Source organism: Comamonas thiooxydans (assembly GCF_000964545.1).
Lineage (GTDB): Bacteria > Pseudomonadota > Gammaproteobacteria > Burkholderiales > Burkholderiaceae_C > Comamonas > Comamonas thiooxydans.
Map to the genome: position 1 here is coordinate 34150 of NZ_BBVD01000019.1, position 22237 is coordinate 56386.

Below are 22237 nucleotides of genomic sequence, written 5' to 3' on the forward strand. Positions count from 1 at the left end.
GGCTGAGGATGCGGTGGCTGCCCGGGGCAGGGCCAAGGCCTGACTGGGCGCACCGGTTGTGAAGTGTGAATGTAGGCGATCCCGTCGCCCTATGGAAATTCGTGGCCGCAGATGGCGGCTCTTTGGCCGAATGTCACACGGTTCGCGGGATCGTCTTCCGTCGGCTGGCGATGCCATGAATCCTGATCGGCCGCTTTGCACTCCGGCTGAGGCCGCCATCATAGGGACGGCATGGCCAGCATCCATCCTGCCGCTGCAGGGCTCTTGAACATCATCAGCAACTTGACCGCGTTCTTGCTGGCGGTTCGGGCTGCATGCGTCGCAGCATTGATCGGGGAGGATCTGGTCGTTACATCCGAGTCGGATCATCGCGGGCAGCACAGAGTATTGGCGCGCCTAGCGTCTCCAGCTCAATCCTCATTCGGTATCAGCGTCCCCCACACCGGCAGGTGTGCGCCTGGTGGTGCCGGGCCGTCATAGGCCGGCTGCACCTCAATGGCGGGCTTGCCCTCCTGGCAATCGATGAAGCCCCATTGACTGGGACGGTAGCGCGCCTCGGGGCCGTCGGGGGCGCCGACCAGAAACTCGGCCTGAATGTCATAGTCGATCAAGGGCACATGCAGGCTGGCGATATCGCCCTTGCGGCATTCCAGATAGGAGCGCTTCGGGTCGACCACCCAGGCGCCATAACCCGGGTTGACGTCGGGATCGAAGTGGAACACCGGACCGAGGCGCTGGTCGCGGGCAAGCTCCAATGCGCCGTTGTCGATGGCGCTGACCCAGGCACCTGCGATTTGCACCGGTTGCGTAAAGCGCGCCGCACTCAGTCCTCGCAGGCCAAGCGGTCGCTGGCGCTCGCCGTTGTCAAAGGCGTCGTAGCGGTTGATCAAGGTGCCTTTGGGGAATAGCTGCTCGCCATAGCGGAAGTCCTCGGGCAGCACAAAGCGCTGTCGGCTTTCGCGATAGTGGGCCCGCAGCGTCACGGCCTCTTCAATCTGTACCAGCTTGCGCGCCAGCACCAGTCCCCAGAGATCGCCGGCCAGGGCCAATATGGCCACCACCACGACGGGCCAGTGCCAGAACGGCGGGCGCTCGGAGGCGGGCGTGTGCCTATGGCGCAGCCACCAGAACAGCCCGCGCAGCAGCAGCCACAGGCTCAGGCCGGCTGCCACCAGGGGGGCGAGCAGCAGCAACAGCATGGGCAGGGTAAAAAGAGGTCCGGGAATCATGGGTGGAAAAAGGGGCAGAAGCCCCGGACTTTAGCAGTGGATGCGACTGCCTGCACTAGTTGCCGAGAGGGCTTGCGTATAGTCGAGGCTCGTGCGCTGCAAGTGCCTGCAGCGCTGGTTGTATATGCTTGAACTGCTCTGATTTTTGTATGGAACACCATCACGCTGGCGCCCACCGCGTCGATCTGGTTGTCTACCCCGGCTTCAAGGCGCTGGAGGCCATAGGCCCCATGTCCGTGTTTGACTATGCCAATGTGCATTTGCGGCACAAAGGCCTGCCTGACGGATATGTGGTGCGGGTGGTGGCGTCACAGGCCGGTCTGGTGCCCTCGGACACCTTGATGGGCTTGCAGGCCAGCCATACCCTGGCGCAGGTCGAGGCCGAGGGCACGGGGTGCACGGTGCTGCTGGTGGGCGCGCGCCATATCGAGCAGGTGCTGGCGGCTTCGCCCGAGCTGGTGGACTGGGTGGCGCGAGTGGCTCCCGGGGTCGGGCGCATGATCGCGCTGTGCAGCGGCAGTTTTTTTCTGGCAGCAGCCGGTTTGCTCAATGATCGCCGCGCGGCCACGCACTGGAGTGTGGCCGGGGCGCTTGCCCAGCGTTATCCGCGGGTGCAGGTGGATGCCGATGCGATCTATGTGTGCGACGAAATCAAGGACAGCGACGGCATGCGTCAGCTCTGGACTTCGGCCGGTGTCACTGCCGGCATTGATCTGGCGCTGGCGGTGGTGGAGCATGATTTCGGCCATGCGCTGGCACTGCAGGTGGCGCGCGACCTGGTCATGTATCTCAAACGTCCCGGCGGCCAGTCTCAGTTCAGCGTATCCCTGGCCGCACAGGCCACGCAGCACAGCGCAGTGCAGGCTGCTCAGCAGTGGGTGCTGGAACACCTGGACCAGCCCATGCCGCTGGCGCTGCTGGCGGGCAAGGCAGCGATGAGCGAGCGCAATTTTCGCCGCGTCTTTCAGCAGGAGACCGGCTGCAGTCCCAGCAGTTTTGTGGAAAACGCTCGCCTGGAGCGGGCCAAGCAGCTGCTGGAGAATCTGGGCTCTGTGCCCCTCAAGACCGTGGCCGCCAAGGTCGGGTTGGGCTCGGAGCAGGCGCTGCGACATCTGTTTGTGCGCAAGCTGGGTATCACACCTGTGGCTTACCGGGAGCGGTTCGGAGACTGATGGGCTTGCGGCATCCTGTCGGAAGCCGCCGGTTTTCGGTCAGCCGATCAGAACAGAGGGCTCTTGAAGAAATCCAGAGCGGCCTTGGCTGCAGCAAAATTGCGCTCGATCTGCGCCTGTTGCTCATCGTGGTTCGCGGTCTCGGCGGCAGGTTCGGCGGCGGACTTGGCCCTCTTTGGCGCCGCAGTTCTTTTCTTGTCTAGGCAGGGTGCATCCGAGCGGGATGCGGGTGCCAGTGCTGGAGCCTTGGGTGCGAGCAACCGGGTCAGGTCCAGCTCGGGATTGAGCTGCCACAGGCAGGACACATAGGTCGCCATGGCCACGGCCGGGTCGCCGCGCTCTATGCGTGCCATGGTAGGCTGGGAAATACCCAGCCGCTCTGCCCACTGCGTCTGTGTTTCGCCCCGACTCTTGCGCAGGGCCACTATGTGCTGGGCCAGCTGCGTTATCTGCAAAAGAATGGCGGGCGGAAACTCTGCGGGACTGGTGTTCTGGCGAGGCATATGCCAATGGTAGGCAGATTTGGGGAGTGCTCAGGGCAAACAGGGCGCTCTTTGCATTGAGCCAGCAGTTTTCTTGACTGTCCTACGAAGCGGCCAGATCAAGTCTGCAAGCATGGACGGCGATGGATCGTCAACACGGTCTTGGAGTTGCTCATGAAGTTTGTTCACTGGCTCTACACCCTGACTCATTCGCTGATTGCCCTGCTGTTCGGCCTGGCGGCGTTGTGCCTGATCTGGATGGCCGTCACCAAGGCCTGGGCCGTGATTGCTGCCGGCCTGGAGCCGGAGGCCACGCTGCATGTGGTGGAGGCGCTGGGCATTCTGGCCTCAGGCGTGGTGGCTCTGCAGATTTCCCAGACCGTGATTGAAGAAGAGGTGGTGCGCGACGCCCATATCAGCGGCCCGACAAGAGTGCGTCGCTTTCTCTCACGCTTTATGGTGGTGCTGGTGGTCGCCCTGGCCGTCGAGGGATTGGTTGCCACCTTCAAGGCCCAGGAGCAGCCCGAGAAGCTGCTGTATTCCGCCGCCTTGGTCATTGCCGTCGGCATGCTCATGGTCGGCTGGGGGGTGTTTGTTCACCTGAATCGTTCGGCGGAGGAACTGGAGCCCGAGGCCATGGAGGAGGCCAAGAGCGAGGACCGCAAGGTCAGCAACGACCACTGACGCAGAGCGTGGTGCGGGCATGCGGCCTTGCGCAATGAAAATGCCCTGAATTTCTTCAGGGCGTTTTCATTGCTGACTCAGGACTCAGGTCAGCAGTCGATACAGCGTCCCGTTGAATGCCACGGCGCCGCTGCCATGCAGCGCATCGAGCTGCGTCAGCACCAGCTCGCGTACCGGCGCGGTGACAGCGCTCAGGCCCAGCAGCCGGGCCACAGCAGCGGGCAGTTCCTCGCGCTGGCCGCCCAGGCTGCTCCTGAGGGCCAGGGCAATCGCTGCACGGATCTCGGCTGGCGGCAGGCAATCGATGCGGCGCAGATTGGCCGAGCCTACCTCTGCGCGATTGCGTACCCGCACCGCTCGTCCCGGCAGGTCGAGAAACTCCCCTTCTGCGGCCAGTGCCTCATCGGCCAGCAGCGATTGGCGTGCCTGCTCCAGCGCATCGCGCACGCGGCTGCCGGCGCGTTGCAGGCCCCAAAGCGTACGCATGCGGGTGACCAGTTCGTCGAAATGAATCGGTCCTTCCAGCTCCACTGCCTGGTGCATCAGCTGGGCCAGCTTTGCGGTGGATTGGTTGTGCAGTTCTCCGGCGGGAACGGCAAAGCGGGCTTCCTGATAGAGGCTGTCGTCAGGGCCGGTGGCCGATTCCGTCTCGGCGCTTTCGGCATCGGACCGTGCTGCGCGTTCTATGACTTCTGTGGCTGTCTGTGACTGATGGGTGGGCATTAGCGGCTGAACTGGTTCGGCCTGCTTGCGCTGCCTGGCAGCTTCGACGGCGGCCAGGACACGCTCGGTCTGGGCACGCGGCTGGCGGAACCAGTCGCAGCCCCAGATGCGCAGCAGCATCCAGCCCTGGCTCTCCAGCACCGACTGGCGCAGGCGGTCACGGTCGCGTGCAGAGCGGCTGTGGTGATAGCTCATGCCGTCGCACTCAATGCCCAGCAGATAGCGCCCCGGCTGTTCTGGATCGACCACGGCCAGATCGATGAAAAAGCCCGCAATGCCGATCTGAGTCTGCACCTGCAGACCCTGGGCCGTCAGCGCTTCGTACACATCTTCTTCGAGCGGCGACTCCAGATCGCGTCCGCTGATGCCGGCCAGGGCCAACTGGCCGGTGGCCGCGTATTGCAGGAATACCTTGAGCGCGGCCACGCCCTTGCCCTTGCCGCGTTCCAGGTCGATATCGTCGGCGGTGATGGATGAAAACACCTCGCAGCGCTGCTTGGCACGCGAGATCAGCACGTTCAGGCGGCGCTCGCCTCCATCGGCACTCACAGGGCCGAAGCGCATGGGCAGATAGCCCTGCGCGTTGCGCGCATAGGCCACCGAGATGAAGATCACATCGCGCTCGTCGCCCTGCACGTTTTCCAGGTTCTTGATGAAGAAGGGTTCGTTGGGATGGGCCACAAAAAAGGACTCTGCCTCGGGCTGCTGGCGACGCAGCAGTTCCAGCTCGTCCTGGATGGCGACTTTTTGCTGCAGCGAGAAAGCGGCCACGCCCAGGCTGAGCTGCGGCGACTGCTGTGCGTGTTGCATGATGGCGCGTGCAATGGTCTGGGCCTCGATGCGGTTGATGCGGCTGGCGCCGCTGTCAAAGCGGCCTTCGGGCAGATGGTGAAAGCGCAGCCCCATGCTCGAGCGGGCCGTGTAGGGGCTGGGCACGACGTAAAGGCTGCTGTTGTAGAACTGCTGGTTGGACACCGCAATCAGCGACTGGTGGCGGCTGCGGTAATGCCAGCGCAGCATGAGCTGGGGCATGCCCTTGGCTAGGCACAGGCTCAGAATGCTCTCCACATCGGCAGCTCCGGCGATGAGCTGGTCTTCGTCCTCGTCGTCGAACTCGTCCTGTTCGCTGGTCATGCGCGAGAAAAAACGCGTGGGCGGCAGCTGGCGGTCGTCGCCCACCACCACCAGCTGCTTGCAGCGGGCGATGGCGCCCAGCGCATCCACGGGCTCGATCTGGCTGGCTTCGTCAATCACCAGCAGATCGAACTCGACCGCACCAGGCTCCAGAAACTGGGCCACGGACAGGGGGCTCATCATGAACACGGGCTTGATGGCCTGGACGGCTTCGCCTGCGAGCTTGAACAGCTTGCGCAGCGGCATATGGCCGCGCTTGCGCGCAATTTCGCCATTGAGCACGCCAAGCGGGCCCATGCCGGATGCGCTGCGTGGCACCTGCTCGTAATGCGAGAGTGCCGACTGGGCGCGCGCGAGTTCGATGCGCTCCAGATCCAGCGCCCGGAACTGGCGCACCTTCTGGCTGTGCTGATCGCCGTTGAAAGCGACCAGCTCGGGGTGAGCCTGAGTGGCCTGACGCAGCAGCGCTTCGTAATAAGCGCGTTCGAGGATGGCGGGCAGGGTTCCTTGTGCAATGGATTCATTCTCGAGCTGCTGCACCAGGACGGCCATGCCGGCCGCACGCGCCTGCTCACGGGTGGCGTGGTACGAGGTCCAGTCCAGCAAGGCGTTGGGCTCGGCGACCCATTGTGCAAGACGCTCGCCAAAGTCGGCCAGCGGGATGCGGGCCAGATCGGCAGCGCCAAAGGCTTCCTGTGTCTCGAGCCGGTAGCCGTCCAGCAAGCTTTGCGCAGCATCATCGAATGCCTGCAGCGATGCACTGGCCCGGGCGGCCAGGTCCGCGCAATGTGCGGGCGATGGCAGCTGGGCATACAGCTGGCGAAAGGCGGCACTGCGGCCCTGTCCGTCGGGGCCGGCCATCCAGCCCAGCACGGCCTGCAGTTGCGCCCAGTCGCTTTGCTCGCCCTGCCACAGGCTGCCAAAGGCATCTGCCCCCAGGATCTGCTGCTGGCCCAGGTTCTGGCGCAGTTGCTGGGCTTCGATCAGGCTGTCGAGCAGGTTCAGACGCTCTGCCCGTGAACTCGGCAATGTCGTTTTCAACTGGCCCTTGAGGTTGGCAATCGCCGCGCGGTAGCCGCTGTTGAAAATGCGAAACAGCGAGTCGCCATGTGCTGCGATGCTCTGGCGTGGGGCATTCCAGTCCGCCGTCCAGGCGGATTCGGCAAAGCTGCCGCGCAGGCTCTGCGCTTGCCGGCTGAACTGGGCGCCGCATTCGACCAGCTTGTGCAGCTGGCCCAGGCCCTGATCCCAGATGCTGTTGGCGACGGCCTGCCGGTCTATGGACGGGGCACTGGCGAGCTGCTGCGCCAGCGTGATCTGCTCATGCAGAGACTGCAGAGTCTGTGCCGCCGGCGCGCTCAGGGATTGCGCCAGCAGCTCAGCATCCTGCTGCAACCGGGCCAGCATTGCTTGCAGCGTCGGCAGTTGCTGGGCGAAGCGTTGCGCATCCAGCTTGAGCAGCGCCGGATGGCATACGCCGCGCCACGGGTGCCCGGCCACCGGGCTCACCTTGGATGCCGCCTGGCGCAGTGCTTCGACAATCTGCTGGCGTGAATGAAAGTCCTCGGGTGACCAGTTCTGTGCGCCTTGCAGCAGATCGGGCAGATGCGCGATCTGCACCGTATCCAGCCGCGCCAGCCGCCCCAGGATCTGGTAGGGCGTGAGTGTGCAGGGCGCCAGCGCCTGATGCATGGTCTGGCTGTGCGCGTTGAGCTGCTGCTGCACGTTGCTCAGCTCATGGATGATTTGCTCGCGGTGCTCCACACGCGGCTTGCCCAGATCGCGCGTGGCCTTGAGTTCCTCCAGCACCTTGCGCTTGTTGGCATGGTGGCTGTGCAGTTCCAGACAGGCAGGCCCAAGGCCCACGGATTTGAGGCGGCGGTTGACCACCTCAAGCGCCGCCATCTTCTCTGAGATGAACAGCACTTTCTTGCCGTCGGCAATCGCCGCTGCAATCACGTTGGTGATGGTCTGGGACTTGCCCGTGCCCGGCGGGCCTTGAATGACCAGGTTCTCGCCGCGGCGCACGGCTTCGATGGCCAGTGACTGCGAGCTGTCCGCATCGACCACATGGCGCTGGCTGTCGACGGGGATCAGTTGGTCCACATTGGCGTCTTCGGGGAACAGATGTTCGCGTGCCTCGAAGCCGTCCTGCAGCGCGGCAGCAATCAGCGCCTGCTGGTCCAGCCGCTTTTCCGGCGGCCAGGTCGCAGTGTCCAGATCGCGGTACATCAGGAACTTGGCAAAGCTGAAGAAGCCCAGCGTCATGGCGTCGGGCAACACTTGCCAGCCGGGCTGGGCTGCAGCCATGGCGGCGACCGCGGCCAGATAGGCGCGGGGGGCGAAGTCGTCGCCGGCATTGAATTCGGGCAGCTCCAGGCCAAAGTCGGCCTTGAGCTTGGCCGCCAGCGACAGGTTCTCCGCCGCGTCTTCCTGCAACCAGGACAGGGTGAAGCGCTCGGCCGCGCTTTTGCGCTCCAGTGCTACGGGCAGCAGAATCAGCGGCGCAAAACGCGGCTTGTCGGGAGCATTGCGGTCGAACCATTGCAGCTGACCCAGCGCCAGAAACAAGATGTTGACGCCCTGTTCCTCGATGAAGGTGCGGGCATCGGAATACATGTCCAGTAGCCGGCGCTGCAGCTTCTCGCTGGACAGGCGCGTCTGCAATTTCAGGTCACGATGGCGCTGGGCCACACCGCGCGCATCGAGCTGTTCGTCGACGCTTTCTTCGGGCTGGGGCAGGGCGAGGGTAGCCTGTGTCTCTAGGGCCTCTGCAGGGTCTGCGGCCGCTTGCTCCTCCTCGGCCTTTGCCGGCGCAAAGCTCATGGCTTTGCTTTCGCCCGCCAGCAGGCGATAGACCTCGTCCGTGCGTTCATCCGCAAAATGCAGCACGCGTGCCGTGGCGGCCTGAGGCAGGCTCAGCAGCCGGTTGCGTGTGGAGAGGTCCAGCAGCGCCTGGCGGCTTTTTTCGAGCTGGCGGGTGATGAGGGCGGAATTCGAGTCTGCGTGCATGGGGCATCAAAAAGCACAGTGAGCTGGCACTTTAGCGTGCTCTCTGGTGCTGCCAACGCTGATTGGCAATGTATGCACTGCGGTTCCGTACCCGTTTTACAAATTGATCACAGTTTCCAGCCGAACTCGAGCGCAATGAAAGCCGAGCATTGGCCGCAGGTCTTTGGTGCAGCGCGGACCGTAACGCTGTAGCGCTCACCCTGCCAGCGCACCAGGGCTCCGGCGGCTGCCATGACGGGGCGTGTGTAGTTGGTGCGCAAGCCGGCATAAACGCCAGAGTGCAGATTGCCAAAAGTCAGCGGCGTGTACTCGCCTATGGCGTAGGTGCTCCAGCGGTCGATGCTGTTGCGATAGAAGCCGGCCTGCACGGAGAAATTGCTGGAAAACTCTCGTCTGATACCCAGGCCCAGGTTTTCCTCGTTCCATGTTTTGCCACGTTTCCGTTCGCTGAAATGGTGGCTGACCGTGTGCAGATTGATATGCCATGCGCCCGCAGCCTGGCTGACCTGGGCAGACTGATTGACCTCGACGGGCTGAGTGGTCTCGGCAGACTGATTGGCTTCGTCGGCCTGGACTGCGGAGCAGGCAATGACGATGGTCAACCCTGCCAGTGTTTTCAACGATTTCATTGCCGTTCCCCCCTGCATCGCTTCACAGGCGCATGCAGACAGGTCAGTGACATCCTTGGCTCGCGTTCGCAGTGCTGCCAAGGGACCTGGCTTACCAATTTTTATTTAAAAAATTCATGTAAACCATGTTTCCTAATGTCTATGACTATCGGTGTGGTGGATGTAAGAATAGTTCTTATCTATTGGTGATTGAATTTCAATTGGGTTTATGGAAATTTGGAGATTTCGCTGTCGAAAAAGCGGCAGGAAGAGGGAGCGGCTGCGTCCGGCCAGGTTGAAGGCGGTCTCTGTCAGACGCAAAAAAGGCCGCAAGGGCGGCCTTTTTGATGAGCTGAGGCGAGGGAGTCCTCGGCCTTGCGCGGTAGCTTAATCGCCTGGCTGCTGCTTTGCGGCTGCAGCTGCGGCGCGCAGCTTGTCCTTCTTGCTGGGTCTGCGGCCCTTGATGCCGCCGTTGCCGTCTTGCGCGACCGGCGGTGGCGGTAGGGCTTCGGTAGGCTCGAAGCCCTGGATTTGCTCCAGATCGATCTCCAGCTGATTGCGCTTGCAGATCAGCTTCCAGTGTGCGGTGTCGGCGGGGCTTACAAAAGTGATGGCGCAACCAGCATGCCCTGCACGACCCGTGCGGCCAATTCTATGAATATAGTCGGCGGGCGAGCGGGGCAGGTCGTAGTTGATGACCGTGGGCAGCTGTGCGATATCGATACCGCGCGCGGCCAGGTCGGTGGTGATGAGCAGTTGCCAGCGCTTGGCCTTGAACTGGTCGAGCACGTCCTTGCGCGCACCCTGGCTCATATCGCCGTGGAAGGTGGTGGCGTAGATGCCAGCCTTGTAGAGCTTGTCGGCCAGCATTTCGGCGGTGTGGCGCTTGGCGACAAAGACCAGGGCTCGTTCCCATTCGGGCTGGTTCTCGCCTTGCTTGACGAGCTGGCGCAGCAGCTGGGTGCGGCGGGTGCCGTCCACGGCAATGGCGCGCTGGCTGATGTTCTCGGGGCTGGTCGAATGCTCGGCGGCCTGGTCGGCATCGACCTGCACCCGAACGGGGTCGTGCAGCAGGCGGGTGGCCAGCGCCTCCACGTTCTGCGGGAAGGTGGCCGAGAACAGCATGGTTTGGCGTTTGGCGGGCAGCAGGGCCAGCACGCGGTTGAGTTCTTCGGCAAAGCCCTGGTCCAGCAGGCGATCCGCCTCGTCCAGAACCAGATGCTGCACCGCGTTCAGGCGCACGGCATTGTGCTCCACCAGATCCAGCAGGCGGCCCGGCGTGGCGACCAGAAAGTCGGCGCTGCCACGCAGCTGCATCATCTGCGGGTTGATGGAGACACCGCCATAGACCACGCGGCTGCGTGGTTGCTCACGCAACTGGCGCGTGATGTCGCTCAGGCTTTCATGAACCTGCAGGGCCAGCTCGCGCGTGGGCACCAGAATCAAGGTGGCCAGCGGCCGCACAAAGCCGGTGTGGCCGCGCTTTTGCGCCAGCCAGGCCTGCAGCAGGGGCAGCAGATAGGCCATGGTCTTGCCCGAGCCCGTGGGCGCGCAGGCCCAGAGATCGCGTCCGGCCAGCACGGCGGGGATGGCCTCGGTCTGAATCGGCGTCGCGTCGCGCAGACCCAGATCGAGTGTGGCATCCAGAAGCTCGGCGCGCAGGCCTAGGGGGGCAAAAGACATAGAAGAATCAATAGCGGTGTGCAGGAGGCGCATTGTGCGGGAATTGCCGCGTCGCAGCGAGGCGCAGGGACAAGCGCGGCGGCAGGCTACATTCGCAGGATTACAACCCGCAAGGAGCATCAGCCATGAGTCAGATCACGCATCAAGCCATTGTCATGACGGAATACGGAGGCCCCGAGGTCCTGCAGATCGCCTCGGTCGCTTCGCCGCCGCTGACGGCTGGACAGGTGCGCGTGCGGCACACGCGCATTGGCGTGAACTTTCACGATATCTATGTGCGCTCCGGGCTTTACAAGACGCTGGCGCTGCCGGGCACGCCCGGCATCGAAGCCGTGGGAGTGGTGGCCGAAGTGGGGGAGGGCGTGACTCGCTTCAGGCCCGGCGACCGGGTCTGCTATGTCTCTGGCGCCTATTCCATCTACGCCGCCGAGCGCGTGATTGCGGGCGACGAGCTGATTGCCGTGCCCGATGACCTCAGCGACGCGCTGGTCGCATCCAGCCTGCTGCGCGGGCTGACGGCCGATGTGCTGCTGCACCGGGTGGCCCGGGTAGGCCAGGGATCGCGGATTCTGGTCCAGGCCGCCGGTGGTGGCATGGGGCAGATTCTGAGCCAGTGGGCCACGCAGCTGGGGGCCATGGTGATCGGCACGGCAGGCAGCGATGCCACGGCAAAAAAGGCCGACCAGGCCGGCTGCGTGGAGGTGATCCGCTATCGCGGCGTGGGCGCCCAGGATGTGGCTGTGCGTGTGCAGCAGTTGACCGGCGGCGAAGGCGTGGATGTGGCTTATGACGGCGTGGGCAAGGACAGTTTCGATGCCTCGCTGGCCAGTCTGGGCATCGGCGGCCAGCTGGTGATGTACGGACAGTCTTCCGGTCCGGTGCCGCCGCTGGAGATTGCGCGTCTGGCCGCCAAGTCGAACAGCGTGTGCCGGCCCATGGTGTTTCATTTCGTCAAAAAGCCCAGAGAGCGCGATGCCATGGCCGCGCGCCTGTTCGAGGCGCTGCGCAAAAAGCATTTCCGCATGGGCGAGCCGCAGGAGTTTGCGCTGGCCGATGCCGCGCAGGCCCACCGGCAACTGGAGGCGCATGGCGCCCAGCAGCCCATCTTGCTCGTGCCCTGACGGGAGTGGTCTGCGGCAGCGGTCTTACTGCGCGCCGGCTTGGGGTCGTGGCAGATAGACCTCGTGCCACAGGCTGACTTTTCCATGCTCGTCAAAGCGCATGAGCAGCATGGCGACAAAGTGCTGGGCGCTGCCATCTGCCTTGGTGATGCAGACATCCATGGAAAAGACCACGGAGTCTTCGTCGGCCGTGGTGTGCCGGATGTCGTAGCGAATGCCTTCCATGTCCTGCTTCATGCCTTCGAGAAATTCGCGATAGCTCTCGAGGTCCGCTGCATAGTGGCGGCCGTTGGGCTCGACCACGAATTGCTCGGCAAAGCATTCGGCGACCTGCTCGCGGCTCAGCGTGGTGTGACGACTCAGGTGGCGCTGGTTCCAGTCGAGCACGGCATGGGCCAGCTCCAGATTGCGTTGTCGTTTTGCGTGCATGAAGACCAGTATAGAAGAGCCGATTCCGGGTTCGCTCCGCATTTCTGACATGGACCGATTCATAAATTTCTATAGCGGCTAGCGCTTTGTATCAATGGATACTGAGATGATTCACACTTGAAATCGACCTGTGTCTTGCGTAACCAGCTATGGTTTTACCAAGGCTGAGATCGGGGGGCACGTAAAAAAGCCCGCGGACTTTGCAGTCTGCGGGCTTTTTGCCACCCTGAGACCCGGAAATCCGGGCCTGGGTGTGCCGATCAACGCTGAGCGATAGGCTTGACGTCGCGCGACACGGAGCCGGTGAACAACTGGCGGGGACGGCCGATCTTGTACTCGGGGTCGGCCATTTGTTCGTTGAGCTGAGCGATCCAGCCCACGGTACGGGCCAGCGCGAAGATGCCGGTGAACAGGTTGACGGGGATGCCGATGGCGCGCTGCACGATGCCGGAGTAGAAGTCCACGTTGGGGTAGAGCTTGCGCTGGACGAAGTAGTCGTCTTCCAGGGCAATCTTTTCCAGCTTCTTGGCCAGGGCGAACAGGGGATCGTTTTCCAGACCCAGCTCGGCCAGGATTTCGTTGCAGGTTTCCTGCATCAGCTTGGCGCGGGGGTCGTAGTTCTTGTAGACGCGGTGGCCAAAGCCCATCAGCTTCACGCCGCTGGTCTTGTCCTTGACCTGTTCCATGAACTCGCCGACCTTTTCGATGCCGCCGTTGGCCTGGATGCCTTCCAGCATGTTCAGGCAGGCTTCGTTGGCGCCGCCGTGGGCAGGGCCCCACAGACAGGCCACACCAGCGGAGATGGCCGCGAAGGGGTTGGTGCCCGACGAACCGCACAGACGCACGGTGGAGGTCGAAGCGTTCTGCTCGTGGTCGGCGTGCAGGATGAAGATGCGGTCCAGAGCGCGCTCAACCACGGGGTTGACCTTGTACTCTTCGCAGGGGTTGCCGAACATCATGCGCATGAAGTTGCCGGCATACGACAGGTCGTTCTTGGGGTACATGTAGGGCTGGCCCATACCGTACTTGTATGCCATGGCGACCAGCGTAGGCATCTTGGCGATCAGGCGGATCGCAGCGATGTTGCGGTGCTCTGGGTTGGTGATGTCGGTGCTGTCGTGGTAGAAGGCCGACATGCCGCCCACCAGACCGGTCAGCACGGCCATGGGGTGAGCGTCACGACGGAAGCCGCGCAGGAAGAACTGCATCTGCTCGTTGACCATGGTGTGCTTGGTCACCAGCTCTTCGAAGTTGGCCTTTTCCTTCTCGTTGGGCAGTTCCCCGTACAGCAGCAGGTAGCAGGTTTCCAGGAAGTTGCAGTTCTTGGCCAGTTGTTCGATGGGGTAGCCGCGGTACAGCAGCTCGCCCTTGTCGCCATCAATGTAGGTAATGGCGGATTGGCAGGCGGCGGTAGAGAGGAAGCCCGGGTCATACGTGAACATGCCAGTCTGGGCATAGAGCTTGCGGATGTCGATCACATCCGGGCCGATATTGCCCTGGTACACCGGCATTTCCACACTGGGAGCGCCATTGCTGAAAGACAGCGTTGCTTTGTTGTCAGCGAGTTTCATTTCCAAACTTCCTTCTCTAGTTTGCCTAGCCTACTGGGGACAGTTACCGGGCTGGCGCTTGCGCACCATCTCCAGCACTTCCCTGACTTCTTGGGTATCGAGTTGTCCTTCAGGTTCCTTGCGACGCAAGAAAAGATCCATCAGGTCGTTGTCTGCCAGATCCATCAAGGCAGACAGGCCAGTCGCGTGTCTCCGCGTGAGCTGGCTTCCGTAGGTGGCGAAGAACTGCTCGATGAACAGATCGTTCTCAACCAGACCACGGCGGCTGCGCCACCTCAGCAGGTCGCGCTCACGTTCGTCGAGCAGAGTATTCGTCATCAGCATCAGACGGTTCGACGAACCATCAGCTCCTTGATCTTGCCAATGGCTGCTGTGGGGTTCAGGTGCTTGGGGCACACGTCCACGCAGTTCATGATGGTGTGGCAGCGGAAGAGGCGGTAAGGATCTTCCAGATTGTCAAGGCGCTCGCCCGTGGCTGTGTCGCGGCTGTCCGCGATGAAGCGGTAAGCCTGCAGCAGACCGGCCGGGCCCACGAACTTGTCGGGGTTCCACCAGAACGAGGGGCAGCTGGTGGAGCAGCTGGCGCACAGAATGCACTCGTACAGGCCGTTGAGCTCTTCGCGCTCTTCGGGCGACTGCAGGCGCTCCTTGCTGGGCGATGCGTAGACATCGCTTTGCAGGTAGGGCTTGATCGAGTGGTACTGCTTGAAGAACTGGGTCATGTCCACGATCAGATCGCGGATGACGGGCAGGCCGGGCAGGGGCTTGAGAACGATGTCGCCCTTGAGGGTGTTCATGTTCGTCAGGCAGGCCAGACCGTTCTTGCCGTTGATGTTCATGGCGTCGGAGCCGCACACGCCTTCACGGCAGGAGCGACGGAAGGCGATGGAAGGATCCATGGCCTTGAGCTTGACCAGGGCGTCCAGCAGCATGCGCTCGTGACCGTCCAGCTCCACTTGCACTGTTTGCATGTAGGGCTTGGCGTCTTTATCCGGATCGTAGCGGTAGATTTTGAATGTGCGCTTCATTTTGATCTTCTCTCGTGGGCTGCTGAATTAGAACGTGCGGACCTTGGGAGGAACGCTGGCAACGGTCAGGGGCTTGAGGTTCACAGGCTTGTAGGTCAGGCTGTTGGTCGCGCTGTCCCACAGGGTGTGCTTGAGCCATTCCTTGTCGTTGCGGCCCAGGGGGAATTCGGCGTGGTCGGCAGGGTGCTCGTAGTCGTACACGGTGTGTGCACCACGGCATTCCTTGCGGGCTGCGGCCGAGGTCATGGTGGCTTGTGCCACTTCGATCAGGTTGTCCACTTCCAGGGCTTCCATGCGAGCGGTGTTCCACACCATGGACTTGTCCTTCAGGGTCACGGAGCCGACCTTGTCGCGGATCGCGTTGATCTTGGCGACGCCTTCGTCCATGCTCTTTTGCGTGCGGAACACACCAGCATGAGTCTGCATGGATTGACGGATCTCGCCAGCGACGTCCTGGGCGTACGTGCCGTCCTTGGAGTCCTGCAGCTGGTTGAGGCGGGCCAGGGTGCGGTCGGCGCCATCGGCGGGCACTTCGTGGTGAGCTCCGAAGCCGTTGACGAATTCCACGATGTGCTTGCCGGCAGACTTGCCGAAGACCAGCAGATCCAGCAGCGAGTTGGTGCCCAGGCGGTTGGCGCCGTGCACGGACACGCACGAGCATTCGCCCACGGCGTAGAGACCGTTGACCACATTGTTCTGCTGACCGTCCCAGACCACGACCTGACCGTTGATGTTGGTCGGGATGCCGCCCATCTGGTAGTGGATGGTGGGAACCACGGGAATGGGTTCCTTGGTGATGTCCACGTTGGCGAAGTTGTGGCCGATTTCTTCCACGGAAGGCAGACGCTTGCGGATGGTTTCGGCACCCAGGTGGTCCAGCTTCATCAGGATGTAGTCCTTGTTGGGCCCGCAGCCGCGACCTTCCTTGATTTCCTGGTCCATCGAACGCGACACGAAGTCACGCGGTGCCAGATCCTTCAGCGTGGGAGCGTAACGCTCCATGAAGCGCTCGCCTTCGCTATTCAAAAGAATAGCGCCTTCGCCGCGGCAGCCTTCGGTCAGCAGCACGCCGGCACCGGCCACGCCGGTGGGGTGGAACTGCCAGAACTCCATGTCCTGCAGCGGGATGCCGGCGCGAGCAGCCATGCCCAGGCCGTCACCGGTGTTGATGAAGGCATTGGTCGAAGCCTGGAAGATTCGACCGGCGCCGCCGGTGGCCAGCAGCACGGCCTTGGCGTGCAGCTCGTACAGATCGCCGGTTTCCAGTTCCAGTGCGGTCACGCCGACCACATCGCCCTGGGTGTTGCGGATCAGGTCCAGCGCCATCCACTCCACGAAGAAGTTGGTCTTGGACTTGACGTTCTGCTGGTACAGCGTGTGCAGCATGGCGTGACCGGTACGGTCAGCGGCAGCGCAGGCGCGTTGCACGGGCTTTTCGCCGTAGTTGGCTGTGTGGCCGCCGAAGGGGCGCTGGTAGATGGTGCCGTCGGCATTGCGGTCGAAAGGCATGCCGAAGTGCTCGAGCTCGATCACGACGTTCGGCGCTTCACGGCACATGAACTCGATGGCGTCCTGGTCGCCCAGCCAGTCGGAGCCCTTGATGGTGTCGTAGAAGTGATAGTGCCAGTTGTCTTCGCTCATATTGCCCAGCGAAGCGGACACGCCGCCCTGGGCGGCCACAGTGTGCGAGCGAGTGGGGAAAACCTTGGACAGCGAGGCGACGGACAGACCGGCGCGCGACAGTTCCAGCGCAGCGCGCAGGCCGGAGCCGCCGGCACCGACGATCACGACGTCAAACTTGCGCTTGGTGATATTTGCTTTGGAGTAGCTCATTCTTAACCTTCAATCGTGGAGACTGTGTCTCAATCAGAGACGCCACAGAACCTGGATGCCCCAGCCGATGCAGCCGACCAGCCAGACAATGGTGACCACTTGCAGTGCAAGGCGCAGGCCCACGGGCTTGACGTAGTCCATCCAGATGTCACGCACGCCGATCCAGGCATGCCAGCCCAGAGCCACGAAGAGGGCCAGGGTCAGAAACTTCATCCACTGGGGAGCAAAAATGCCGGCCCACTGCTCGTAGCCCACGGGGCCGCCGACCGTCAGAAAGCGCACCAGCAGCACAACGGTGTACAGCGCCATCAGGACGGCGGTAGAGCGTTGAGCCAGAAAGTCGCGGGTGCCATAGTGCGCACCGACAACGGTGCGCTTGGAGCCGTAATTCACGGACATGGTTGTTTCCTTATCGTGAGGTGTTATTGACTGGGCGCTGATCAGTACAGGCCGAACAGCTTGGCGCCAAGCACCACGGTCAGGGCAACACTGATGCACAGAACGACGGCGGCGGTGGACTTGCCGGTCTGCTTGTTCACCGCGTGGTGGTTCACGTCCATCACCAGATGGCGGACACCTGCGCAGAAGTGGTGCAGATAGGCCCAGATCAGTGCCAGGCAGACAAGCTTGGCAAACCAGCCAAAGGGACCTGCGAATACCGATGTGAAGGAATCAAACGAAATTTCCGACGAGATCGAGTTGTCGAACATCCAGATGATGAACGGCAGCAGGATTGCCATCAGCAGGCCGCTGACGCGGTGCAGAATGGACACAATGCCTGCCAGGGGCAGGCGATAGGTCGGTAGGTCCGAGAAGAAGTTGATATTGCGGAACTCTGGCCGCTGTTTTGCTTTTTGCTCTGTCATGGCAGGGTACTTTCGTGGATGTAACTGCGTTGTAATCGCTAGTGCGAAGCGACACAAAATTCTATTGCAATGCAGCAGAATCCGTTAGCCGAATTTGCATAGCAGATGATTGGGTTCTGTTGCAATCAACGCTTTTACGGGGGGATTCAGTTCAATGCATTGCGGTAATGATGGGTGTCGGTGCGGTACAGGCCGCGTCGTAACTCCATGGGAACATCGTTGTATGTGTAAGCAGTTCGCTCCACGCTGAGCAGTGGCGTGGTGCTGGGAATGTTCAGCAACTGGGCTTGCTCGGCATCCGGCAGAACGGCGCGAATTTTCTCGTCGGCCCGCACCATGCGCACGCCATAGTCGAGCTCGAACATTGCGTAAGTGGGGCCCTGGTAGTTGGACATCTGTTCGGCCGTCAGCCCCTTGAAGGCGTTGCCAGGCAGCCAGATGTCCTCCAAAATAGTCGGGATTGCAGCAAAGGACAGGGTGCGGCGCACATGCATCACGGCGTCGCCGGTGCGCAGGGCCAGGGCGCGGGCCACTTCGGCAGGCGCGCGCAGGCGGCGGCACTCGAGGATGTGGCGCTCTGCGCGGCCTTCGCCCTGCAGGTCGCCAGCATCGGGGCGCAGATTCAGAAAGCGGTACTGCACCTGTTGGGCGGCGTGAGTGGCTACAAACGTGCCTTTGCCCTGGCGGCGCATGACCAGATTTTCGGCAGCCAGCTCATCGATTGCCTTGCGCACCGTGCCCTGGCTGACCTTGAAGCGTGCTGCCAGCTCCATTTCACTGGGGATCAGTTCTCCGGGGCGCCATTCGCCAGCTTCCAGACTTTGCAGGATCAGGCCCTTGATCTGCTGGTACAGAGGGCTGAAGGCTGGGGTGGAGACGCCGGCACCACCGCTATGGCTGGCGTTGTTGTCCGGGGCTGTGTTGTGGGGGCTGGGCATAGTTGGTTTTGAAGGTATCGCCTCCGCGATGCGATGCACAAAAAACAGTCGATTTGACTCTGGTCGCTAAGTGAAGATCATATCTTATATAAGACATAAGACAAATTGACCGGGCTTTGATTTCAGCAGTACACTTGCCGCATGTTTGCGGAGCTTGCGCTACTGGTGGTTACGCTGGTGCAACCTGGCGCCCATAACATCTCAATTTTTTCCAATCTTGGAGTTTCACCATGAGCAAGAAGCCCGTCCGTGTCGCCGTTACCGGCGCAGCTGGCCAAATCGGTTACGCCCTGTTGTTCCGCATCGCCTCCGGCGAAATGCTGGGTAAAGATCAGCCCGTTATTCTGCAACTGCTGGAAATCCCCGACGAAAAGGCTCAAAACGCTCTGAAGGGCGTGATCATGGAGCTGGAAGACTGCGCCTTCCCCTTGCTGGCCGGCATCGAAGCCCACGCCGACCCCATGACCGCCTTCAAGGACACCGACTACGCTCTGCTGGTGGGTGCCCGTCCTCGTGGCCCCGGCATGGAACGTGCTGACCTGCTGGCTGCCAACGCCCAGATCTTCACCGCCCAGGGCAAGGCTCTGAACGCCGTGGCTTCGCGCAATGTCAAGGTTCTGGTGGTCGGCAACCCCGCCAACACCAATGCTTACATCGCCATGAAGTCGGCTCCCGATCTGCCCGCCAAGAACTTCACCGCCATGCTGCGCCTGGACCACAACCGCGCTGCTTCCCAGCTGGCTGCCAAGGGCGGCTTCAAGGTCGGCGACATCAAGAAGCTGACCGTGTGGGGCAACCACTCGCCCACCATGTACGCCGACTACCGCTTCGCCACCGTGGACGGCAAGTCCGTGAAGGAAGCCATCAACGACCAGGAATGGAATGCCAACGTGTTCCTGCCCACCGTGGGCAAGCGCGGCGCCGCCATCATCGCTGCTCGCGGTCTGTCGTCGGCTGCTTCGGCTGCCAACGCTGCCATCGATCACATGCGTGACTGGGCCCTGGGCTCCAACGGCGAATGGGTCACCATGGGCGTGCCTTCCAACGGCGAGTACGGCATCCCCGCCGGTATCGTGTTCGGTTTCCCCGTGACCACCACAGCTGACGGCGAATACAAGATCGTCGAAGGTCTGGAAATCGACGCCTTCTCGCAAGAGTGCATCAACAAGACTCTGGCTGAGCTGCAAGGCGAGCAGGACGGCGTCAAGCACCTGCTGTAATCAGCGCAAAACCTATGCAAGACTGGAACCCTGCGCTGTATCTGCGCTTTGCCAATGAGCGCACGCGCCCTGCGGCAGAACTGCTGGCAAGAGTACCTTCCAGCTTGCATTCACCCGCTCGCAGCCTCCGCATCGTGGATCTGGGCTGCGGGCCGGGCAACTCCACCGAACTTCTGGTGGAACGTTTTCCCGGCGCCGATGTGCTCGGTGTCGACAATTCCGAAGCCATGCTGGAGACTGCGCGTAGGCAGTTGCCGCAGGCCAGGTTCGAGGCCGGTGATATTGCCTCCTGGGCACCTGCTGAAGGTGAGCCAGCACCTGATTTGATTTATGCGAATGCCTCCATCCAGTGGGTGGGCGAGCATGAGAGCCTGATTCCCCGTCTGTTTTCGTTGCTGGCGCCCGGTGGCGTGCTGGCCGTGCAGATGCCTGACAACCGTCAGGAACCCTCGCACCGAAACATGCGCGAAGTCGCCCAGTTGCCCCGGTTTGTGGCGCACATCGGGGACGCGAGCAAGGTGCGTACCGAAATTTTGCCCATAGGGGTGTATTACGACCTGCTGGCAGCGCCCCAGCCGGCGGCTCCCGCCAATGAGGCTGCGAGCGTGGATGTGTGGCACACCGTCTACCAGCATCCCATGGACTCGGCCGCAGCGATTGTGCAGTGGCTCAGCAGCACGGGCCTCAAGCCTTTCGTGGAAGGTTTGCCCCGGGAGCTGCAAGCCGAGTATCTGACCGAGTATCAAAGCCGCATCGATGCGGCGTATCCGGAGCGAGCCGACGGCAAGCGTCTGCTGGCTTTTCCCCGACTTTTCATGGTGGCTCAGCGCAAGTCATGACGAAAGAACTGGTTCATCCCGCCACCGTGCTGCTCGATGCTCAGGGTGGCGCTCAGCGTCTGCCCGTCTGCGATCACTACAGCGGCGTGGAAGCGCGCATGCGCAAAAGCCTGCAGTTGCAGGCAGAGATGATGCAGGAGTTCGGCACCTGTGTGTTCGACGTGACGCTGGACTGCGAGGATGGCGCTCCTGTCGGCCAGGAGGCCGAGCACGCTCGCCTGGTGGTCGAGCTGGCGAATGGAGCGGCTCAAGGCGCGCGCGTGGCGGCCCGGGTGCATGCGGTGGAGCATGCTCATTTCCAGGCAGACATGGACATCATTGCCGGCGGCGCGGCGGACAAGCTCTGCCACATCATGATTCCCAAGGTGGAGTCGGTGGATGACGTCATCAAGGCCGAAGCAGCCCTGCAGCGTGCGACAGACAAGCGTGTGCCGCTACATGTCTTGATTGAATCTCCTGCTGCCGTGCAGCAGGCCTTCGACATTGCCGCGCACCCGGCCGTGCAAAGCATCTCCTTCGGGCTGATGGATTTTGTCTCGGCCCATGGCGGCGCCATCCCGGCTTCCGCCATGACGGCACAGGGCCAGTTCGAGCATCCCTTGGTCGTTCGTGCCAAGCTCGAGATCGCGGCAGCCTGCCATGCCCACGGCAAGGTGCCCTCGCACTGCGTGGTCACGGAATTCAAGAATCCTGAAGCTTTGCAGGCTTGCGCGCAAAAAGCCTCGCGTGAGCTTGGCTACACACGCATGTGGAGCATCCATCCTGACCAGATTCGCCCGATTCTGCGTGCATTTGCGCCAGCAGAGGACGAAGTTCTACAGGCGGCACAAATACTTACCTCTGCAGCGGTGCAGAATTGGGCGCCCATCAGTTTTGGTGGTGTACTACACGACCGCGCGAGCTACCGCTATTTTTGGCAGTTGCTGGAGCGCGCTCACCAGACGGGGCAGGTCTTGCCGGTTGAAGTTCAACCCTGGTTTGCCCCGGCCTCAATCCGTTGAACTCATAACAAGTCTGCAGGAGCTAATTCCTATGAAGACCCTGATCGCCACTTTGATGATTGCCGCTCCCCTGGTCGCAATCAGCCACTCTGCCGTGGCAGAAACCGCTCCCAAGGCCAAGGCGGCCGCCGCCAAGAAGGCTCCCGCCGCCAAGAAGGCCACCACTACTTCCAAGAAGGGCAAGGCTGCCGCTGCCGTAGCTGCAGGTGGCGCGGGTGCTGCCGCCGTCGTGGCCGCCGGCCCGGCTTCCGCCGCACTGGGCACGGAAGAGCTGGCCGTGGCCGAGCGCGTGCACAAGGGCCGCATTGCCTGCGAGCTCGGTGCCTATGTGAATGTGAATGCCGACACCGCCAACCCCGGTTACTTCATCGTGGACGGCCGTGGCTTCAAGTACCACATGTCTCCCGTCAAGACTTCCACCGGCACCGTGCGCCTGGAAGACAAGGCTGCCGGTGCCGTGTGGCTGCAGATCGCCAACAAGTCCATGCTGATGAACCAGAAGGCCGGCCAGCGTCTGGCGGATGAGTGTATGAGCCCCGAGCAGCAGCAAGTGGCCGAAGCCATCCGCAAGAACCCACCTCCCAGCCTGCTGGACAGCAAATAAGTCTGGCGAGGCTGAGGACTGGCGTATCGCACATGCGCCAGTCCTGTAATTCGCGCTCCA

20 protein-coding genes are annotated in these 22237 nt (G+C 62.2%); 7 read left to right on the top strand and 13 right to left on the bottom strand.

The window, feature by feature from the left end; translation table 11 throughout:
• Positions 1 to 410: 410 nt before the first annotated feature.
• A complete protein-coding gene (locus Cth01_RS21740; protein ID WP_224648538.1) occupies positions 411 to 1229 on the bottom strand; it encodes a hypothetical protein in 819 nt (272 codons plus the stop codon).
• A gap of 149 nt (positions 1230 to 1378) precedes the next feature.
• Between Cth01_RS21740 and Cth01_RS21745 the strand changes: the two genes are divergently transcribed.
• Positions 1379 to 2401, top strand: coding sequence for a GlxA family transcriptional regulator (locus Cth01_RS21745; protein WP_003063594.1), 1023 nt, complete (start codon positions 1379 to 1381; stop codon positions 2399 to 2401).
• A 47-nt stretch (positions 2402 to 2448) separates the two neighbouring features.
• Here the strand turns inward: Cth01_RS21745 and Cth01_RS21750 are convergent, their stop codons facing one another.
• Positions 2449 to 2904 carry a helix-turn-helix domain-containing protein gene (locus Cth01_RS21750; protein WP_034392268.1) on the bottom strand — a complete coding sequence of 152 codons (456 nt, stop codon included), beginning with the start codon at positions 2902 to 2904 and terminating at the stop codon, positions 2449 to 2451.
• A 153-nt stretch (positions 2905 to 3057) separates the two neighbouring features.
• On the opposite strand from Cth01_RS21750, the gene Cth01_RS21755 reads away from it, so the two are divergent.
• Positions 3058 to 3567 carry a hypothetical protein gene (locus Cth01_RS21755; protein ID WP_003063591.1) on the top strand — a complete coding sequence of 170 codons (510 nt, stop codon included), beginning with the start codon at positions 3058 to 3060 and terminating at the stop codon, positions 3565 to 3567.
• Between the two features lie 84 nt (positions 3568 to 3651).
• Here Cth01_RS21755 and proA read toward each other — a convergent pair whose 3' ends face one another.
• The 3 genes from proA to Cth01_RS21770 form a co-directional block, all read right to left on the bottom strand.
• On the bottom strand, positions 3652 to 8436 hold the full coding sequence (proA, locus tag Cth01_RS21760; protein ID WP_045840396.1) for an anti-phage protein ProA: 4785 nt from the start codon (positions 8434 to 8436) through the stop codon (positions 3652 to 3654).
• Between the two features lie 107 nt (positions 8437 to 8543).
• Positions 8544 to 9065, bottom strand: a complete 522-nt coding sequence (locus tag Cth01_RS21765; protein WP_034356860.1) for a hypothetical protein — start codon at positions 9063 to 9065, stop codon at positions 8544 to 8546.
• Between the two features lie 366 nt (positions 9066 to 9431).
• Entirely contained in the window at positions 9432 to 10727 is a 1296-nt protein-coding gene (locus Cth01_RS21770; protein ID WP_034356857.1) for a DEAD/DEAH box helicase, read from the bottom strand.
• Positions 10728 to 10852: 125 nt separating this feature from the next.
• On the opposite strand from Cth01_RS21770, the gene Cth01_RS21775 reads away from it, so the two are divergent.
• On the top strand, positions 10853 to 11848 hold the full coding sequence (locus Cth01_RS21775) for a quinone oxidoreductase family protein (protein ID WP_045840397.1): 996 nt from the start codon (positions 10853 to 10855) through the stop codon (positions 11846 to 11848).
• 24 nt (positions 11849 to 11872) lie between these two features.
• Here Cth01_RS21775 and Cth01_RS21780 read toward each other — a convergent pair whose 3' ends face one another.
• The 8 genes from Cth01_RS21780 to Cth01_RS21815 form a co-directional block, all read right to left on the bottom strand.
• A complete protein-coding gene (locus Cth01_RS21780; protein WP_233425256.1) occupies positions 11873 to 12277 on the bottom strand; it encodes a nuclear transport factor 2 family protein in 405 nt (134 codons plus the stop codon).
• Between the two features lie 260 nt (positions 12278 to 12537).
• Positions 12538 to 13848, bottom strand: coding sequence for a citrate synthase (locus tag Cth01_RS21785; RefSeq protein ID WP_003063579.1), 1311 nt, complete (start codon positions 13846 to 13848; stop codon positions 12538 to 12540).
• A gap of 30 nt (positions 13849 to 13878) precedes the next feature.
• Complete coding sequence (locus tag Cth01_RS21790; RefSeq protein ID WP_003053208.1) at positions 13879 to 14172, bottom strand: FAD assembly factor SdhE; 294 nt, start codon at positions 14170 to 14172, stop codon at positions 13879 to 13881.
• Positions 14172 to 14876 (bottom strand): succinate dehydrogenase iron-sulfur subunit, encoded by a 705-nt coding sequence (locus Cth01_RS21795; RefSeq protein ID WP_003053210.1) that lies wholly within the window; start codon positions 14874 to 14876, stop codon positions 14172 to 14174. The genes Cth01_RS21790 and Cth01_RS21795 overlap by 1 nt, the downstream gene beginning before the upstream one ends.
• Before the next feature lie 27 nt (positions 14877 to 14903).
• Positions 14904 to 16709 (bottom strand): succinate dehydrogenase flavoprotein subunit, encoded by a 1806-nt coding sequence (sdhA, locus tag Cth01_RS21800; RefSeq protein ID WP_034356849.1) that lies wholly within the window; start codon positions 16707 to 16709, stop codon positions 14904 to 14906.
• Positions 16710 to 16742: 33 nt separating this feature from the next.
• Positions 16743 to 17108: a succinate dehydrogenase, hydrophobic membrane anchor protein gene (gene sdhD, locus Cth01_RS21805; protein WP_003063575.1), complete on the bottom strand. Its 366-nt coding sequence runs from the start codon at positions 17106 to 17108 to the stop codon at positions 16743 to 16745.
• A gap of 41 nt (positions 17109 to 17149) precedes the next feature.
• The gene (sdhC, locus tag Cth01_RS21810; protein WP_003063573.1) at positions 17150 to 17575 is read right to left on the bottom strand and encodes a succinate dehydrogenase, cytochrome b556 subunit; all 426 of its coding nucleotides are present in this window, start codon (positions 17573 to 17575) and stop codon (positions 17150 to 17152) included.
• 146 nt (positions 17576 to 17721) lie between these two features.
• The gene (locus tag Cth01_RS21815) at positions 17722 to 18513 is read right to left on the bottom strand and encodes a GntR family transcriptional regulator (protein ID WP_012839254.1); all 792 of its coding nucleotides are present in this window, start codon (positions 18511 to 18513) and stop codon (positions 17722 to 17724) included.
• A gap of 230 nt (positions 18514 to 18743) precedes the next feature.
• Between Cth01_RS21815 and Cth01_RS21820 the strand changes: the two genes are divergently transcribed.
• From Cth01_RS21820 to Cth01_RS21835, 4 genes are read left to right on the top strand one after another with little or no spacing between them, the layout of a single operon-like run.
• Entirely contained in the window at positions 18744 to 19733 is a 990-nt protein-coding gene (locus tag Cth01_RS21820) for a malate dehydrogenase (RefSeq protein WP_003063568.1), read from the top strand.
• A gap of 14 nt (positions 19734 to 19747) precedes the next feature.
• Positions 19748 to 20572, top strand: a complete 825-nt coding sequence (tam, locus tag Cth01_RS21825; protein ID WP_034356847.1) for a trans-aconitate 2-methyltransferase — start codon at positions 19748 to 19750, stop codon at positions 20570 to 20572.
• Positions 20569 to 21573 carry an HpcH/HpaI aldolase/citrate lyase family protein gene (locus Cth01_RS21830; RefSeq protein ID WP_034356844.1) on the top strand — a complete coding sequence of 335 codons (1005 nt, stop codon included), beginning with the start codon at positions 20569 to 20571 and terminating at the stop codon, positions 21571 to 21573. Before tam ends, Cth01_RS21830 begins: the two co-directional genes overlap by 4 nt.
• Positions 21574 to 21604: 31 nt before the next feature.
• Positions 21605 to 22177: a hypothetical protein gene (locus tag Cth01_RS21835; RefSeq protein WP_045840399.1), complete on the top strand. Its 573-nt coding sequence runs from the start codon at positions 21605 to 21607 to the stop codon at positions 22175 to 22177.
• Positions 22178 to 22237 lie beyond the last annotated feature (60 nt).